The sequence below is a fragment of the Pedococcus sp. P2_E2 genome, from assembly GCF_056403955.1.
This window is the reverse complement of record NZ_JBFUEM010000005.1, coordinates 222,945-239,630: the sequence shown is the minus strand read 5'-3', so window position 1 is coordinate 239,630 and position 16,686 is coordinate 222,945. Positions and strand designations below refer to the sequence as shown.

Annotated in this window: 17 protein-coding genes; 7 read left to right on the top strand and 10 right to left on the bottom strand. The window is 70.9% G+C overall.

Annotated elements, in window-relative coordinates; translation table 11 throughout:
- Window positions 1-4: 4 nt before the first annotated feature.
- Both AC1DWR_RS12455 and AC1DWR_RS12450 read left to right on the top strand, forming a co-directional pair.
- The gene (locus AC1DWR_RS12455; RefSeq protein ID WP_477624552.1) at window positions 5-589 is read left to right on the top strand and encodes a DinB family protein; all 585 of its coding nucleotides are present in this window, start codon (window positions 5-7) and stop codon (window positions 587-589) included.
- Window positions 590-646: 57 nt separating this feature from the next.
- Window positions 647-1,663: a GTP pyrophosphokinase gene (locus tag AC1DWR_RS12450; RefSeq protein WP_477614177.1), complete on the top strand. Its 1,017-nt coding sequence runs from the start codon at window positions 647-649 to the stop codon at window positions 1,661-1,663.
- A gap of 18 nt (window positions 1,664-1,681) precedes the next feature.
- On the opposite strand, the gene AC1DWR_RS12445 is transcribed toward AC1DWR_RS12450, so the two are convergent.
- Window positions 1,682-2,938, bottom strand: a complete 1,257-nt coding sequence (locus AC1DWR_RS12445; RefSeq protein WP_477624551.1) for a hypothetical protein — start codon at window positions 2,936-2,938, stop codon at window positions 1,682-1,684.
- 257 nt (window positions 2,939-3,195) lie between these two features.
- On the opposite strand from AC1DWR_RS12445, the gene AC1DWR_RS12440 reads away from it, so the two are divergent.
- A complete protein-coding gene (locus tag AC1DWR_RS12440; protein ID WP_477614175.1) occupies window positions 3,196-3,615 on the top strand; it encodes a VOC family protein in 420 nt (139 codons plus the stop codon).
- Between the two features lie 63 nt (window positions 3,616-3,678).
- Here the strand turns inward: AC1DWR_RS12440 and AC1DWR_RS12435 are convergent, their stop codons facing one another.
- The 3 genes from AC1DWR_RS12435 to AC1DWR_RS12425 all read right to left on the bottom strand — a co-directional run bounded on the left by AC1DWR_RS12435 (window position 3,679) and on the right by AC1DWR_RS12425 (window position 7,590).
- Window positions 3,679-5,280, bottom strand: coding sequence for a glycoside hydrolase family 13 protein (locus tag AC1DWR_RS12435; RefSeq protein ID WP_477624624.1), 1,602 nt, complete (start codon window positions 5,278-5,280; stop codon window positions 3,679-3,681).
- A gap of 164 nt (window positions 5,281-5,444) precedes the next feature.
- The gene (locus tag AC1DWR_RS12430; RefSeq protein ID WP_477614174.1) at window positions 5,445-6,932 is read right to left on the bottom strand and encodes a DHA2 family efflux MFS transporter permease subunit; all 1,488 of its coding nucleotides are present in this window, start codon (window positions 6,930-6,932) and stop codon (window positions 5,445-5,447) included.
- A 187-nt stretch (window positions 6,933-7,119) separates the two neighbouring features.
- A complete protein-coding gene (locus tag AC1DWR_RS12425) occupies window positions 7,120-7,590 on the bottom strand; it encodes a VOC family protein (RefSeq protein WP_477624550.1) in 471 nt (156 codons plus the stop codon).
- A 102-nt stretch (window positions 7,591-7,692) separates the two neighbouring features.
- Here AC1DWR_RS12425 and AC1DWR_RS12420 point away from each other — a divergent pair, with 102 nt between their 5' ends.
- Together AC1DWR_RS12420 and AC1DWR_RS12415 are read left to right on the top strand one after the other, a co-directional pair.
- On the top strand, window positions 7,693-8,613 hold the full coding sequence (locus AC1DWR_RS12420) for an amidohydrolase family protein (protein WP_477624549.1): 921 nt from the start codon (window positions 7,693-7,695) through the stop codon (window positions 8,611-8,613).
- Between the two features lie 10 nt (window positions 8,614-8,623).
- Window positions 8,624-9,547, top strand: a complete 924-nt coding sequence (locus AC1DWR_RS12415) for a hypothetical protein (RefSeq protein ID WP_477624548.1) — start codon at window positions 8,624-8,626, stop codon at window positions 9,545-9,547.
- A gap of 37 nt (window positions 9,548-9,584) precedes the next feature.
- Here AC1DWR_RS12415 and AC1DWR_RS12410 read toward each other — a convergent pair whose 3' ends face one another.
- On the bottom strand, window positions 9,585-10,091 hold the full coding sequence (locus AC1DWR_RS12410) for a DUF427 domain-containing protein (RefSeq protein ID WP_477624547.1): 507 nt from the start codon (window positions 10,089-10,091) through the stop codon (window positions 9,585-9,587).
- A gap of 88 nt (window positions 10,092-10,179) precedes the next feature.
- Here AC1DWR_RS12410 and AC1DWR_RS12405 point away from each other — a divergent pair, with 88 nt between their 5' ends.
- Both AC1DWR_RS12405 and AC1DWR_RS12400 read left to right on the top strand, forming a co-directional pair.
- Window positions 10,180-10,530 (top strand): UBP-type zinc finger domain-containing protein, encoded by a 351-nt coding sequence (locus tag AC1DWR_RS12405; protein WP_477624546.1) that lies wholly within the window; start codon window positions 10,180-10,182, stop codon window positions 10,528-10,530.
- Window positions 10,531-10,669: 139 nt separating this feature from the next.
- The gene (locus AC1DWR_RS12400; RefSeq protein ID WP_477614168.1) at window positions 10,670-11,782 is read left to right on the top strand and encodes a lysylphosphatidylglycerol synthase transmembrane domain-containing protein; all 1,113 of its coding nucleotides are present in this window, start codon (window positions 10,670-10,672) and stop codon (window positions 11,780-11,782) included.
- A gap of 121 nt (window positions 11,783-11,903) precedes the next feature.
- Here the strand turns inward: AC1DWR_RS12400 and AC1DWR_RS12395 are convergent, their stop codons facing one another.
- From AC1DWR_RS12395 to AC1DWR_RS12375, 5 genes are all read right to left on the bottom strand, one after another.
- Window positions 11,904-12,269 (bottom strand): hypothetical protein, encoded by a 366-nt coding sequence (locus AC1DWR_RS12395; protein ID WP_477624545.1) that lies wholly within the window; start codon window positions 12,267-12,269, stop codon window positions 11,904-11,906.
- 124 nt (window positions 12,270-12,393) lie between these two features.
- Entirely contained in the window at window positions 12,394-14,592 is a 2,199-nt protein-coding gene (locus tag AC1DWR_RS12390) for a heavy metal translocating P-type ATPase (RefSeq protein ID WP_477624623.1), read from the bottom strand.
- A 35-nt stretch (window positions 14,593-14,627) separates the two neighbouring features.
- Complete coding sequence (locus AC1DWR_RS12385) at window positions 14,628-14,846, bottom strand: heavy-metal-associated domain-containing protein (protein ID WP_477624544.1); 219 nt, start codon at window positions 14,844-14,846, stop codon at window positions 14,628-14,630.
- An 87-nt stretch (window positions 14,847-14,933) separates the two neighbouring features.
- Window positions 14,934-15,233 carry a metal-sensitive transcriptional regulator gene (locus AC1DWR_RS12380; protein WP_477614165.1) on the bottom strand — a complete coding sequence of 100 codons (300 nt, stop codon included), beginning with the start codon at window positions 15,231-15,233 and terminating at the stop codon, window positions 14,934-14,936.
- A 157-nt stretch (window positions 15,234-15,390) separates the two neighbouring features.
- Window positions 15,391-16,659, bottom strand: a complete 1,269-nt coding sequence (locus AC1DWR_RS12375) for an NAD(P)/FAD-dependent oxidoreductase (protein ID WP_477624543.1) — start codon at window positions 16,657-16,659, stop codon at window positions 15,391-15,393.
- Between the last annotated feature and the right edge of the window lie 27 nt (window positions 16,660-16,686).

Below are 16,686 nucleotides of genomic sequence, written 5' to 3'. Positions count from 1 at the left end.
GCCCATGACGTCGAAGGCGCAGAAGTACCCGGACATGTGGGTCGACCCCGAGGACGACCCCCGCGAGGCGGCGGGCACGTCGGCCGGCACGACGGCGGGCACGTCGGCGAGCGACGAACGCAGCGTCCTGGTCGACTACCTGCGGCACTTCCGGATGACCTTCGAGATGAAGTGCGACGGCCTCGACGCCGAGCAGATGGCCCGACGGTCGGTCGAGCCGTCCACCATGTCCCTGCTGGGGCTGCTCCGGCACCTGGCTGCGGTCGAGCACACCTGGTTCCGGATCACGATGGCCGGCGAGGTCGTGCCGCGGCTGTGGGGCAAGGACGACGACCGCGACGCCGACTTCGACGGGGCCGTGGCGGACGACGAGGTGGTTGCCGAGGCCTGGCGGTCCTGGCGCGAGGAGGTCGCCCACGCCGAGGCGTTCGTCGACGCAGCCGAGTCCCTCGAGCTGATGAGCACCCACCCCACCCGCGACCCGATCTCGTTGCGAGAGCTGCTCGTCCACCTGATCGAGGAGTACGCCCGGCACTGTGGTCACGCCGACCTCATCCGCGAGCGGATCGACGGCCGGACCGGCCAGTAGAGCGCCTGCGGCGCCTGCCAGGGCACGGCCACGCCGGGAACGCATAGCCTGTGCAGCGTGAGCACTGAGGCCGCACCGCCCGAACCGACGACCGTGCACGACGCGGTGCAGAGGTATGCCGCGATGCAGCCCGAGCTGCGCGTACCCACCGAGCAGTTCGTCTCGCTCGTCACCTCGCTGCTCGACGACGCCGGCATCAACTACGTCAGCGTCACGGGACGCACCAAGTCCGTGGCCTCCTTCGCCGCCAAGGCCTCGCGCACCGTCGACGGCGAACCCGAGTACGCCGATCCGCTGACCGAGATCACCGACCAGATCGGCGTGCGGGTCGTGACCTACCTGCACGGCGACGTCGACGCGGTGGCCGGGCTGCTGTCCGACGCGTTCAGCGTCCTCGACGACCGCGACATGGGACGCGAGACGGCCCGGCAGGGCCGGTTCGGCTACTCCAGCCGCCACCTTCTCGTGGCGGCGGACCCCGTGAAGGGCGTGCCCGCGGCATACGAGGTGCTGAAGGGGCGCAGCGCCTCGGTGCAGGTGCGCACGATCCTCCAGCACGCGTGGGCGGAGTTCGAGCACGACGTGCGCTACAAGGGCACGATCCCCGCGGAGCACGTGCCCGACCTCGATCGCCGGTTCACGCTGGCCGCGGGGCTGCTGGAGCTCGCCGACCGGGAGTTCTCCGAGATCCGCGACACCCTTCAGGTGACGATGGGCGGCCAGCGGCTGACGGCGGACGAGGACGACCCGCGGATCAGCGCGTCGGACCTCGCGACCTTCCTCGCCGGCCAGTTCCAGGAGGCCGGCTGGTCGCGCACCGACCACTACGCCTGGATCTCGGGGCTGCTGCTCGAGCTCGGCATCACCTCGCTCGACGAGCTGTCCGGCCTGCTGTCGTCGATCGACCTGGAGGGCATCAACGCCCGGATGGGTTACCGCTACCCGGCCGGCGTGGTCCGCCGCCTGGACGACGCGCTGCTCGCGGTCTACGGCTCGCGCTACCTCGCCCTCCACGGCAACGCGCACCGCGAAGCCGCCCTGCGGACCAGGCTGGAGAAGCTCCGCGCCGTCTGAGCCGAGGCGGTTGTCCGCTCAGAGCCGGTCCAACAGCGCTCGGGCCTCGCCCAGGCGGTCGCGCTCACGTTCGAGCAGGGCACGCCGTTCGGCGCTCTTGTCGCCCTCCTCGGCCAACCGGCGGGCGGCCAGCACGTCGAGCTCGGCGCTCGTCCACTCGACGCAGGCCTGGAGGATCTCGGGCCCCTCGCGCCGCCACTGGCCGGCTCGGGCCTCGAGCTCGGACAGCCGACTTCGCGCCTCCTCGAGCTCCCGGTGGTACTCGTGGGTCAACCGCTCGTGGGCCAGCGCCCCGACCGTGCCCTCCGTCCGGGCCGCGTCCAGCCGGCGCTGGTAGCCCTCGATCGCCTGTACCTGCGCCCGGGCCTCGCCGAGGTCGTGGACCAGCTCCGGCAGCAGGACCGAGGCGGCCACCCTCAGCTGCACGATCCGTGCGTCTTCCGCGGGCACCTGGCCGGCCAGGCTGCGCAGCTCGGCCATCTCCAGCTCGAGGAACAGCTCGAGCTGACCCACCTCGTGCGACAGCCGGGCCACCTGGCCGGGCAGCAGCCGGGCCTTGTCGCGCACCTCGAGGAACGGGTGCAACACCCATTCCCGCAGGTCACCGGAGCGATCGGTCGTGCGGTGCTGCACGTCCTTGAGGCGCCGTTGCAGCGTGCCCGAGAAGCCTGAGGGCGCGTCCGGCCGATCGGTCTCGGCGGACTCGGGCTCCACGGCACCGAGGTCGACCTGCAGGATCGCGTCGACGACCTGTCCGAGCTGCGCCACGCGGCCGAGCACAGCCTTCCACGCCGCGGTGCGCCACCGGATGTCGTCCAGGACCTTGAGGTCCTTGCGGACCCGCGTGGCGTCGATCACGCCCTCCCGGGTCTGCCGCTGCTTCTCCGCGAGGTCGCTGACGCGGTCCAGCTCGGCAAGGTAGCCCTGGAACTCGGTGGAGGCTGAGGTGACGAAGTCGGTCCAGGTGCTGAGCGGCACCCCGGTCTGCTGCTTGACGTACTGGCTGGCCAGTACCTTGACGGCACGCAGCGCCCCCGCGATCGGGAGGCCGATCAGGCCGAACCCGGCCAGGGACTGGCCGCCGCCCCCGCTGGGGCCGCCGCCATGGGTCACCACCCCCAGGGCAGCTTCCAGCGCCTCGAGCGTCTCGGCGACCTCCTTGCAGTCGGACTGCACGACGTCGACCGTTCGTCGCAGGGCCACGAAGCTCGTCTGGACCGCCACGGCGTCGCGCACGCTCAGCACGTTTCCGGTCACGGTTCCCGTCGTGTCCACCGTCATCGCCCCCTCAGCTGCTGCCCCGGCCGTGCGGGTGCCTGTGGTTGCCGCCCGATGGGGCGGACGACGGGCGGTCGGCTCCCCGTAGCCATGTTTCGGATTGTCCTCGCCCGCTCGATCCTGTCATCGGTCATTTGGACGAGGGGGGCGGCGGTCGAGCGGGCGTCGTCCAGCGCCTCCTGCCGACACCTGACGCTGTCACCTGCCGGGGCTAGTCTGCGAAGCATCCCTCCCTTCTCACGCAGGAGCGCGTCATGGCCTCGATCCTCAACCCCTACATCTCGTTCCAGGACAACGCCCGGCAGGCGTTGGAGTTCTACCAGGAGACCTTCGGCGGTGAGCTGACGGTGAGCACCTTCGGGGAGTACGGCGACCCCAGCCAGCCCGGTGCCGACGGCATCATGCACGGCAACCTCAAGACCCCCGCCGGCTTCACCATCATGGCCGCCGACACCCCGCCCGGCATGGACTACACCCCCGGCACCAGCATCTCGGTCAGCCTCTCCGGCGAGGGCGACGACGGCGACGAGTTGCGTGGCTACTGGGACAAGCTGTCGGCCGACGGCACGGTCTCGGTGCCGCTGGAGAAGCAGATGTGGGGCGACGAGTTCGGCATGTGCACCGACCAGTTCGGCATCGGCTGGATGGTCAACATCGCCGGGACGCCCGCCTAGGTCGTCGGCTCGACGGGGCCGGACGCCGACCGTGTCCCGACTAACAGTGGGCCAGAAGTGGGTCTAGGGGCGGAGCCAGGCCGTCGCGTCGGTGGGAAGCAGCCCGTCCTCGAGAGGGATGCTCGACAGCAGCACGCGGTCCACGGGCAGCTCGACCGGAATGCCTGAGAGGTTGGCGACGCAGCGCAGCGCCTCACCACGCTCGAAGTCGAGGACGTCAGGTGCCGACTCGCGCCACGCGAGCTCCTCGCCATCGAGCCCTCCGGTGTCGCGGCGCAGTCGCAAGGCTTGGCGGTAGAGCGCCAGCATCGATGCCGGGTCGCCATCCTGCGCCTCGACGGTGAGCTCTCTCCACGACTGCGGCTGCGGCAGCCATGGCGTGACGCCGTCGGGGGAGAATCCGAAGGGAGGCTCCTGCCCGCTCCATGGCAACGGCACCCTGCAGCCGTCTCGTCCGCGCATCTCGCCGCCGCTGCGCAGGAACATCGGATCCTGGAGCACCTCGTCGGGCAGGTCGTCGACGTTGGGCAGGCCGAGCTCCTCTCCCTGGTAGATGTAGGCACCACCCGGCAGCGCGAGCATCAGCATCGCGGCTGCCCGTGCACGCCGCGTCCCCAGCGCCAGGTCGGACACCTCGCCCTCACCGTCGCTGATGAAGTACGAGCTTGTCGTCGGCCGGCCGTAGCGGGTGACCGGACGGATCTCGTCGTGGCTGGTCAGCACCCACGTGGAAGGCACGCCCAGCGGCGCGAACGACGACAGCGTGTCGTCGATGACCTGGCGCAGCGGCCCGGCCTCCCACGGCCCCTTGAGGTAGGGGAAGTTGAAGGCGGTGTGCATCTCGTCGGGGCGCAGGTAGGCGGCCAGCCGCTCCGGCGTGCTGACGACGGCCTCGGCGACGAACGCGCGGTCACCGTCGTAGGTGTCGGCGATAGCCCGCCACCGCCGGAAGATGTCGTGCACCGTGTCGACGTCCCAGTGCGGGTTGTCGTCCCAGTCGACGGTGCGGAACTGCAGCACCCCGCCGTAGTCGGCGTCCGGCAGCCCTGCCTTCTTGGACATGGCGGGCGCAGCGTCGATGCGCAGTCCGTCGACCCCGCGGTCGAACCAGAACCGCAGCACGTCGTCGAAGTCGTCCAGCACTGCCTCGTTGCTCCAGTCGAGGTCGGGCTGTTCGGGGGCGAACAGGTGGAGGTACCACTGCCCCGGCGAACCGTCCGGCTCGACGATCCGCGTCCAGGCCGGCCCGCCGAACGCGCTGATCCAGTTGTTGGGGGGCTCGCCTCCATCGGCACCTCGGCCGTCGCGGAAGAAGTAGCGCGCGCGCTCCGGCGACCCCGACCCGGCCGCGAGGGCCGCGAGGAACCACGGGTGCTGGTCGGACGTGTGGTTGGGGACGAGGTCGATGATGACCCGCAGGCCGAGGGCGCGGGCCTCGCTCAGGACGGCGTCTGCGTCCTCGAGGGACCCGAACATCGGGTGTATGCCGCGGAAGTCGCTGACGTCGTAGCCTCCGTCAGCCATCGGCGAGGGAAACCACGGCGAGATCCAGAGCCCGTCGACCCCGAGGTCGGCGAGGTAGGGAAGCTTGGCCCGCAGGCCCTGCAGGTCGCCCTCCCCGTCGCCGTTCCCGTCGGCGAAGCTGCGCGGGTAGACCTGGTACATCACAGCGGAGCGCCACCACGGGGACGGCTCTGGGTCGACTGCCACAGGCTGAACCTACTGGCTCCGAGCAGCTTCCGACAGGGCACGCGCATCGGCGCCCGACCCGTGGGTCGGACGCCGATGTCGTGGAGGTCGCAGGCCCGCGACGAGGGCGTGGGGCCTCGTCAGTGGACCACCACAGGCGGCACTCCTTGTTCGTCGAGCAGGTGCGACTTCTCCTGCTTGCGCGGCAGGAAGTACGCCGGGATCAGCGTCAGGCTCACCAGGATCGCCGCCCACCAGTAGGTGTGGGCGAACGCGCTCGCAGCCGCGACCGGTGCCTGCGCTGGGCTGGACGGCGGGTTGTCCTTGAGGGCGTTGGTCAGGACCACCGAGAACAGGGCCACGCCGACGGAGCTGGCGATCTGCTGGGTGATGTTGAGCAGCGTCGACCCTCGCGCGACCTCGTGGTGGGTGAGCGTCTTGAGCGCAGTGGTGAAGATCGGCATCATCGTGCCGCCCATGCCCAGCCCCATGACGAACAGCACCGGGATGAGGAAGCCCCAGTGTGAGGAGTCCGCCTCGATCTGGGTCAGCGCGAACATGCCGCCGATGATGAGCACCAGTCCGAACGGCACGATCCGCCCGACCGGGAACTTGTCGACCAGGGTGCCGGCGATCGGCATGGTCAGCATGGCGCCGACGCCCTGCGGGGCGACCAGCCAGCCTGCGTTCAGCGGTGTCTCGCCCTGGACCTGCTGGAGGAACTGGGGCACGAGCAGCAGGCCGCCGAAGAACGACGCCGCGAAGATGAACATCGTGATGACCGAGACCGTGAGGTTGCGGTTCTTGAACAGTCGAAGGTCGAGCAGCGGGTGCTTGGGCCGGAAGCTGTAGAGCACGAACGCGACCATCAGGGCCAACCCGACGAAGCCCGGGACCAGCACCTTGGCGTGGCCGATGCCGCCCTCACCGGGGATGGACGAGACGCCGTAGAGGAAGAGTGCCAACCCGGGGCTCATCATCAGCATGCCGACGAAGTCGAACGACTCGGACGGCTGGGGGTTGTCCTTGGCCAGCGCGAGCCCTGCGTAGACCAGGGCAACGAGCCCGATCGGGGCATTGATCAGGAAGATGTAGTGCCAGCTGAAGTGGTCGATCAGCCAGCCACCGAGGATGGGGCCGAAGATCGGGCCGAGCAGCATCGGCACGCCGAGGATGGCCATCAGGCGGCCCATCCGGGCGGGGCCGGCGGCGCGGGTCATGATCGTCATGCCGAGCGGCATCAGCATCCCGCCGCCGAGGCCCTGGAGGACGCGGAAGCCGATCAACATGCCGATCGACGTCGCCGCAGCGCACAGGACCGAGCCGAGGGTGAACAGCAGGATCGCGAGCATGTAGAGGCGCTTGGTGCCGAAGCGGTCGGCCGCCCAGCCGGACAGCGGGATCACCGTCGCGAGCGCAAGGGTGTAGCCGGTCACCGTCCACGCGACGGTGGAGTACGCGAGTGGCTCGCCGCCGAAGGCCGTCTGGAAGGTGCGCAGCGCGACGTTGACGACGGTGATGTCGAGGATCGACATGATGGCCCCGAGGACGACGACGCCAGCGACCTTCAGGACGGCGGCGTCGATCTTCTCGGGGTAGACGACAGGTGTCGTGGCAGGTGCAGACACTGGGGGTCCTCTCGGGAACGGATGTGAGTCGTCGCGCTTCCCCCGCAACGGTGCGTGACGCAGGAAAAATCCTAGACCTGCGTACTGACAGCCCACACACCCTTTTTGCGGGCGCGGCATCGGTGCAGGTGGGAGGGTTGGCMGGTCGTTGTCGACCGACCCTCGGCCGGTCGTTGCCGACCGACCGTCAGGCGTTGCCGGCCGCTTCGAGGGCGGCGATGTCGAGCTTGTGCATCGTCATCATCGCGGCGAAGACCTTGGCGGCACGGTCGGGGTCGCCACTGGCGATCTCGTCCCAGTTCTCCGGCACGACCTGCCAGGACAGGCCGAACCGGTCCTTCAGCCAGCCGCAGGGACCTTCCTCGCCGCCGTCGGCGGTCAGGGCCTCCCAGTACTGGTCGATCTCGGCCTGGTCCTTGCAGTCGATCGTGATCGAGACCGCCTCGTCGAAGGTGAACTGTGGCCCGCCGTTCAGCGCCACGTAGGGCACCCCGTCGAGCTCGAAGCCCACCGTCAGCACCTCACCGGCGCGATCACCACTCCCCTCCGGATAGCGGGCGATCGTGCCGATGGTCGAGTTGGGGAACACCGACGTGTAGAACTCCGCGGCGTCCTGGGCCTGTCGGTCGAACCACAGGCAGACGTACTGGCGTGGCATGACGTGCTCCTTCCGTGTGCCGGCGCGGGTGCCCGCGTCCTGCAGGTGTTGACCGCCGCCGACGTCCGAACTCATCGGCGGGTATGCCGTAGCGTCGCCACCGTGGCCCCGTCACCTCCGTCGCTGCTCAGCGCACCGCGCGCCGACGCGGACGTCCCGGCCTACTGGCGGGCCCTCGACGTGCCGGGTCTGGCCGACATCCACGTGCACTTCCTGCCCGAGCCGATGCTCGCCAAGGTGTGGGCCTACTTCGACGAGGCCGAGCGGAACTACGGCCAACCGTGGCCGATCCACTACCGCGATGACGAGGCGACCCGCCTCGAGACCCTCCGGGCCCTCGGTGTCCGGGCCATCCCGGCGCTCGCCTACCCGCACAAGCCCGGCATGGCGGCCTGGCTCAACGACTGGTGCGCCGACTTCGCCGCGCGGGTCGACGGGGCCGTCCACTGCGCCACGTTGTTCCCCGAGCCGGGGGTCGGCGAGCAGGTGGAGCGGTCCTTGGACTCGGGAGCACGGCTGTTCAAGATGCACGTCCAGGTGGGTGGCTACAGCCCGGACGACCCCTTGCTCGACCCGGCCTGGGACGCGCTGGAGCGGGCTGGTGCTCCGGTCGTGCTGCACGCCGGGTCGGCCCCCAAGGAAGGCGCCTACACGGGACCCAAGGCGGTCGCCGCAGTCCTGGACCGGCACCCCGAGCTGACCCTGGTCATCGCACACCTCGGGATGGACGAGTACGACGCCTTCGCCGACCTGGCCGAGACCTTCCCCCGTGTGCACCTCGACACGACGATGGCCGGCACCGACTTCAGCAACCAGTTCGCGCCGCTGACCCCCGCCTACGTTGAGCGCCTCGCCGCCCTCGGTGACCGCGTGGTGCTGGGCACGGACTTCCCCAACATCCCCTATCCCTACGCCCACCAGATCGAGGCGCTGCACCGTCTCGGTCTGGGGGATGAGTGGATGCGAAAGGTGTTGTGGCACAACGGAGCACGCTTGCTCGGACTGGAGGACCAGGTTGCCTGACGAGACTCCCGTGACCGACCGGCTCGCCACCGCCATGCAGAGCCTGTATGCCGCCGCGCCCGATGAGTTCATGGCGGCCAGGTCCGCCCTCGTCGCTGCGGCGAAGGCGGACGGCGACGCCCCGGCCGCGACCGAGATCGGCAAGCTCCGCAAGCCCAGCCTCGCGGCCTGGGCAGTCAACCTCGCGGCGCGCACGGTGCCGGAAGTCGTGTCGGCGCTGACCGACCTCGGCGCGACGATGCGGGGGGCGCAGTCGCGGATGGACACGGGGTCCCTCACCGCCATGCGCGGCGACCGTGATGCCGCGGTGGACGCGTTCGTCCGCGCGGCGTCCGACGCGGTCAGTGCATCTGGCCGCAGCCTCAGCGCGGCAGCCCAACAGGACGTCCGGGCGACGGCGATCGCCGCGCTCGCCGACGAGCGCGCGTCCGCCGCCGTGACGTCCGGTCAGCTCACGCGGGCGTTGTCCTACAGCGGTTTCGGCGAGGTCGACCTGGCCGAGGCCGTGGCGCGCACCGCCGGGGGAGCGATCCTGACCATCCTCCCGGGCGGTCGTGGCCGGGGACCGGGCGGGGGACCGGGCAGGGGATCGGGCGTCCGTGACGCCGACTCCACCGACAGCGCGGGACAGGACGGGCAGGACGACGAAGGCAGTGACGGCGACGAGCCGCCGTCTGCCGAGGACCTCGAAGAGGCGCTGGCCGTGGCCGAGCGCCAGCTGGCCGAAGCCCAGGCCGCCGTCGACGCGGCACGCGAACGGGCGGAGGAGACGAGGGAGCGGCTGGCCGTCGTCGAGCGCCAGCTCACCAAGGCCAGGGAGGCCGACGAACGCGCGCTGGAAGCGGTCACCGACGCGGTCCGGGCGCGCAAGCAGGCCGAGGCCACGCGGCATACCGCGGAGCTGGCGCTGGACGACGCGCGCGGCCGCGACTGAAGCCCAGCCGGCGAGCAGGCCCCTGGCGCCGCTCGGGTCACCACCCGTGCGTGCCGGGTCCGCCCTTGAAGGGGCCGACGACGCGGTCGGTGATCCACCCGCCGTAGAAGCCTCCGGCCTGGGGGCGGACCACCTCACCGCCCACGACGCACCGGTCCACCTGCCCGGGCATCACCGCCACGGCATCCGTGAGCACCTCGAAGCCCGGCGTCGGTCGCGGGTAGGACCACCCCGCGCGTGGGGCGACCACGCCGCCCGCGACCAGGTCGAGGTAGGACGCCTGACCCTTCCACTCGCACCACGACGATCCCCCGGTGGGACGCAGGGCCCCGTCGACGAAGGCGTCGCGCGGCAGGTAGTAGGTCGGGGGGTGGCTCGTCTCCAGGACGCGCCACGACGCCGTGGTCCACGCGATGCGGAGGCCACCGAGCCACACCTCGACGGTCTCCGCGCTGGGTTCGACCCGGGGCGGCCGTGGGTAGTCCCAGACCGACTCCTGCCCGGGTGAGCCGGGCGAGGTGGGTTCAGGCGTGGGTCGTGGCATGACCTCACGCTAGGGCCCCGCGCCTGGGAGCGGCGCTCGGCGCCGGCGGGTACGTTGGGCGGACGGCGGTGGCACACGGAGGTGGCAGATGGCAGGGAAGCAGACGGGCATCGACCCCGAGGTCCCCCCGAGCGGGGACGGTTGCGTGGAATGCGTTGCAGCACAAGGGTGGTGGGTGCACCTTCGGAGGTGCGCCCAGTGCGGCCACATCGGCTGCTGCGACACCTCGCCGAGCCAGCACGCGTCGCACCACTACGAGGAGACGGGCCACCCGGTGATCCGTTCGTTCGAGCCCGGGGAGGACTGGTTCTGGCACTTCGGTGATGAACGCGCCTTCCGGGGTCCGGACCTGGCCGCCCCACTGCACCACCCGCTGGACCAGCCCACTCCCGGCCCTGCGGGCGCCGTGCCCGCCGACTGGCAGCAGCACGTCCACTAGGTGCGCCGACCGTCGTGGTGTCGTCCCGAGGGGGTCGATCGGCTCAGGGTTGACCCTGAGATGACTAGTCACGTTCAGGGGTTCATCTAGGTATGTTGCCGGATGTGGTGGGTGCCCCGTTCGCGGGACGGTTTCAGGTATGGCCCTCCACACCGAGCTGCTCCCGCCGACGGCGCTGACCGCACCACTGCGGCCGCTGACCGCGCGGGTTCGGGTCGCCCGCCGCCCGCCGGGGGGCGGTCGCGGCGGGAGGGGGGCCGCCAAGCTGCTCGTCTCCGGCGCCCTCGCCACCGGAATCGTGGCCCTCGCCCTGCCCAAGGTGGCGGGTGCCCAGTGGGTCGACATCGCCACCGTGCTCAAGAGCCTGTCGATCGGTCAGCTGGCCGTCCTCGCACTGGTGTGGCTCGCGGGGCTGTGGGTGCACACCCCGGCCCTGACCGCCGCGATGCCCGGGTTGTCGCACCGCCGGGCCCTCATGCTCAACCTCACCGGATCCTTCGTCTCCAACCTGCTCCCCCTGGGCGGCGCCGCCGGCACGGTGGCCAACTGGCGGATGGCTCGGTCGTGGGGCTTCGAGTCACCCGCCTTCGCCCGCTGGGCCGTGCTGACCAACCTCGTCGACACCCTGCTCAAGTTCATCCTGCCCGGTCTGGCGCTGTGCTGGCTCGGGGTGGCCGGCGTCGAGGTGTCCAGCAGCGTCAGCACTGCGGCCTACCTCGGCCTGGGTCTGCTCACCGGCAGCGTCGCCGCCGTGTGGCTGGTCGCGCGTGACGACCGGGCCGTGCGCTGGCTGGGCCGCCTCGCCGACCGCGTGGTCGCGCGGGTGCGGTTCCTCCCCGTCGCCGACGAGGGGTATGCCGAGCGTGCCGCGTCGTTCCGCCGCGAGAGTGCCGGGCTGGTGGCCGCCGGCTGGGGACGGATGGTCGGTGGCAAGCTCGCGTATGCCGCGCTGCAGGCCGTGCTCCTCTGGGCCTGTCTGCGCGTGGTCGGGGCCGACGTGCCCCCCGCCGTGGTCGGGGCAGCCTTCGCCGTCGAGCGCATCCTCACGATGGTGGCGATCACGCCCGGTGCGACCGGCATCGTCGAGCTCGGCATGACCGGGGTGCTGGTGGCCTTCCACGGCGAACCGGCCGTTGCCGCGGCGGGTGTGCTTCTCTACCGGGCGTTCATCTTCGGCATGGAGATCCCGGTGGGCGGGCTGTCGATGCTGGCCTGGTCGCTGCGCCGGCGCAGCCTGGCCCTCGCCGCCTGACTCACGCTCCGACCCCGCGAGTTTGAAGGATCCGACGGGTCCTGGTGCGTCGGATCCTTCAAACACTCGGCGCCAGGCCGCGGACCCCAGCGTCCGCCCCCTCGCCGCACGGTGTGGTTCGTCAGTCAGAGCGCTCGAGGAGGAAGGCGAGTACGGCGGCCTGGGTTCGCAGCCGCCCGGCATACTCCCCGAGCCCGCCAGCCTCCGACTCCTGGGCGGCGTGGACGCGCTCCTGGCGCTCGCCCTCGACGATCTCGCGCACCTCCTCGGGCGTCAGTTCGCGGCGAGGCGCCTCCGTGGCACCCACCCCGACCGCTGCTCCGGCGATCGGGCCCTCAGTGAGCGCAGAGGCGTCGTCGACGGGCACGGCTTCGGCATTCGCGATCGCGGCGAGCGCCGAGCGGACGACGTCGACGGTGTCCTTGTCGCCGACGCGCATCGCGGGCAGCAGCGAGGACTGCAAAAGGGCTCGCAGGTCGGCGCTCACGACTCGATCCTGCCACCTGCCCTCTCAAGCAAAGGTTGGTGCAGGGGGTTGCTCCGGGGGGTTGCTGCAGGGGCTGGCTGCAGGGCGGGGCGGGATGAGCACCGAGGTATGCCGCCTGGCCGGCTCAGGGTGCGGTGGCCTTGAAGCCGCGCAGGCGCAGGCTGTTGGTCACGACGAAAACCGAGGACAGTGCCATCGCGGCACCGGCGATCATCGGACTGAGCAGGCCCAGTGCGGCGAGCGGGATGGCGGCGACGTTGTAGGCGAAGGCCCAGAAGAGGTTGCCCTTGATGATGCCGAGCGTGCGCCGGGCCAACCGGATCGCGTCCGGGGCCGACCGGAGGTCCCCGCGGACCAGCGTGAGGTCGCTCGCCTCGATGGCCACGTCGCTCCCGGTCCCCATGGCCAGGCCGAGGTCGGCCTGGGCCAGGGCTGGCGCGTCGTTGACCCCGTCGCCGACCATCGCGACCGTCTTGCCTTGCGCCTGAAGGCGTTTCACGACGTCGACCTTCTCCTGGGGCAGCACGTCGGCGATGACGTCGTGGATGCCGACCTGGCCAGCGATCTCGCGTGCGGCGGCCGCGTTGTCCCCGGTGAGGAGGATCGGGTGCAGGCCCAGCGCCTTCAGCTCGGCAACCGCCTCGGCCGAGCTCTCCTTGACGGTGTCGGCGACGACCAGCACCCCGCGGGCGACACCGTCCCAGGCGACCACCACGGCAGTGGCGCCGCGCTGCTGGGCCGAGTCCACGGCATACGCGAGCTGGTCGGGGACGGGGACGGACCAGTCGGTGAGCAGGCGGGGCCGACCCACCACGACGGCGTGGCCGTCGACGGTGCCCTGGACCCCGAGGCCCTCGGCGCTCGCGAAGGCCTCCACGGCCGGGACCCTGCCGGCCTCGCGTGCGGCGGCCGCGATGGCGCGGGCGACGGGGTGCTCCGAGGCGTCCTCCAGCGCCCCCGCCAGGCGCAGCACCTCCACAGCGTCTTCGCCGTCGGCGGGCACGACCTCGGCCAGGGTCATCCGCCCCGTGGTGACGGTGCCGGTCTTGTCGAGCACGACCGTGTCGACGCGACGGGTCGACTCCAGGACCTCGGGGCCGCGGATGAGTAACCCGAGCTGGGCGCCGCGCCCGGTGCCGACCATGAGGGCCGTCGGGGTCGCGAGGCCCAGTGCGCACGGACAGGCGATGATCAGGACCGCGACGGCAGCGGTGAAGGCTGCGGTCCAGCCGCCGCCGATGGCGACCCAGACGAGGAGGGTGCCGGCGGACAGGACGATGACGACGGGCACGAAGATCCCGGACACGCGGTCGGCCAGTCGCTGTACGTCGGCCTTGCCGTTCTGGGCGTCCTCGACGAGCCTGGCCATCTGCGCGAGCTGGGTGTCCCCGCCGACCCGGGTGGCTCGCACGACGAGTCGGCCGCCTGCGTTGACGGTGGCTCCGATGACCGCGTCGCCGGGCCCGACCTCTGCCGGCACCGACTCGCCGGTGACCATCGAGGCATCCACGGCCGAGGTGCCCTGCTCGATGGTGCCGTCGGTCGCGATCTTGTCCCCCGGGCGCACGACGAAGCGCATGCCCACGGCCAGCTGGTCGACCGGAATGAGCTCCTCGCGGCTGGTGTCGCCTTCCTCGCGGAGGACGGCGACCTCCTTGGCGCCGAGCTCCAGCAACGCTCGCAGCGCTGCGCCCGAGGCTCGCTTTGCGCGCGCCTCGGCGTAGCGACCGGCCAGCAGGAAGGCGGTCACCCCTGCGGCGGCTTCGAGGTAGATGTTGTCGGCGCCGTCACCACGCTCGAGGGCGAACCGGAAGGCGTGGGTCATGCCGGGGGTGCCGGCAGTGCCGAAGAACAACGCGTAGACGGACCAGCCGAACGCGGCCAGGGTGCCGACCGAGATCAGGGTGTCCATGGTCGACTGGCCGTGCCGGAGGTTGGTCCAGGCCGCGCGGTGGAACTGCCAGCCACCCCAGAAGACGACCGGTGCCGCCAACGTGAGCGAAGCCCACTGCCAGTAGCGGAACTGCCACGCCGGGACCATCGCCATCAGCACGACCGGCACGGCCAGCCCGACGGAGACGAGCAACCGGTGGCGCAGCGCAGCAATCGGATCTGGCTCCGTGCTCGCTGCCTGGTCGGGCTCGGCGACCGGAAGGGTGGCGGTGTAGCCGGTCCGCTCGACGGTCTCCAGGAGGTCGTCGGTCGTGACGTTCTCGGGGAAGGTGACCTTGGCCTTCTCGGTGGCGTAGTTGACCGTCGCGGTCACGCCGTCGATCTTGTTGAGCTTCTTCTCGATCCGGGTCGCGCACGAGGCGCACGTCATGCCCCCGATGACGAGCTCGACGCTGCTGGGGGAGCTCACGGCACGAGGCTGTAGCTGCCCGCCTCGTCGAGGGCAGCCGCCACCTCGGCAGGGGTGAGCTCGCGCGTCGCGTCGACGGTGACGGCGGAGGTGCCGCCGGCCACGAGGTCGACCCGGACGTCGGTGACGCCGTCGAGCGCCGTGAGCTCCTCCGTCACGGCGCTCGCGCAGTGGCCGCAGGTCATGCCGTCGACGGCGAAGTTCTGGGTGCCCATGTGGTGCTCCTTGCTGATGTCGCGGTGGTGTCGCGGTGGTGGGGTGCCGCCGAGATGGTCGTGCGGCGGGCTGTCGTGCCAGCGGGCTCAGGAACGGACCAGTCGGGCGATCGCGTCGGAGGCCTCGCGGACCTTCTCCTGCGCCTCGGGCCCACCCTTGCGGGCGGCGTCGACGACACAGTGTCCGAGGTGTTCCTCGAGCAGCTCGAGCGAGAAGGACTGCAGGGCCTTGGTCGCCGCGGACACCTGGGTGAGGATGTCGATGCAGTACTTGTCCTCCTCGACCATGCGCTGCAGCCCGCGAACCTGGCCCTCGATGCGGCGCAGTCGCTTGAGGTGGCTGTCCTTCTGGTCGTGGTACCCGGGGTGCGCTTCGCTCTCACTCATGCACACACCATACCCCCCTATGGTATCCAGTCAACCCCCGCCCCCTCCGCTGCAACCTTTGCCAGCAAAGGAAAATGAATGGCGGACAGGTTGCAACCTGTCCGCCATCACTCAACCTTTGCTAGCAAAGGTTGCTGCACGCTTCGGGGGAAGGGTGTCAGCGCATCGGGTCGAACGGCTTGAGCTGCTCGACCTGCTTGCCGGTGACCATCGTCTCGGCGAGGAGCCGACCGGTGACCGGGCCGAGGGTGATGCCCCACATGCCGTGACCACCCGCGGCGAAGACGCGCGGCGATTTGGTGGCGCCGATGAGCGGCAGGCCGTCGACGGTGCACGGGCGCGAGCCGACCCACTCGTCCTGGCGGTTGTCGAGGTCGGCGCCGCGCAGGAGCGGGCGGGCGGCCTCGGCGATGGCCTGGATGCGGCGCTGGTCGAGCGCGGCCTCGGGCTTGCGGAACTCCATCATCCCGGCGACGCGCAGCCGGTCACCGATGGGCGTGCAGGCGACCCGCTGGGCGGGGAAGTAGACGGGACCGTTGGGCACGTGGTCGATCGCGACGGAGAAGGAGTACCCGCGACCGGCCTGGACGACGTTCTTCACACCGAACTGACGAGCGAGCTTGCCGAGCCAGGCGCCGGTCGCGAGGACCGCCGCGTCGAACTCCTCGACCGAACCCTCGGCCGTGGTGACAACGACGCCGGCGCCGGTGTCGCGGATGTCGGCGACCGTCGAGGCATCCATGATCTTGCCGCCGCGCGCCTTCACCGAGTCGGCCAGCGCGTGCACGTAGGTGCCGGGGTCGATGAACCGCTGGCCCTTGAGCAGGATGGCCGCGCCGATCTCGTCGGACAGGCTCGGCTCGATGGTGCGGGCCTGGTCACCCGTCAGGGCGTCGAACTCGATGTCCTGCCCGGCGGCGTGGATGTGCTCGATCTCCTCGAGCAGGGTCACGCGCTCGGCCTCGGTGCGGTAGGACGCGAGAAACGACTTGGCCTCACGGGTGTCGGCCTGGACACCACCGTCGCGCAGCAGGTCGAAGCTCTCGAGCGACAGGTCGTTGACCGGCACGAGCGAGCCCATGGCCTTCTTCCAGGCCTTCATCGTCGAGTTCTTGGTGAACCCGGTGACGAACTTGAGGAACTTGGGGTCGGCGCTCGGCGGCACGTAGACCGGCGAGGACGGCGACAGGACGGCGCGCAGGCCGTACTTGAGCACGGCCGGCTCCGGAAGCGGCGTCGCGATGCCCGGCGTGAGCCACCCGGCGTTGCCCCACGACGAACCCGCGGCGACACCCTCGCGGTCGAGGACGGTCACCTCGACACCGTGCTCCTGGAGGAACCAGGCGGTGGACAGACCGACCATGCCGGCGCCGACGACGGCGACGCGCTGGGGAACGGGAAGACCTGCTGCGGTGATGGGAGCCATGCATCGAGAGTGACAGGACGACGGGTA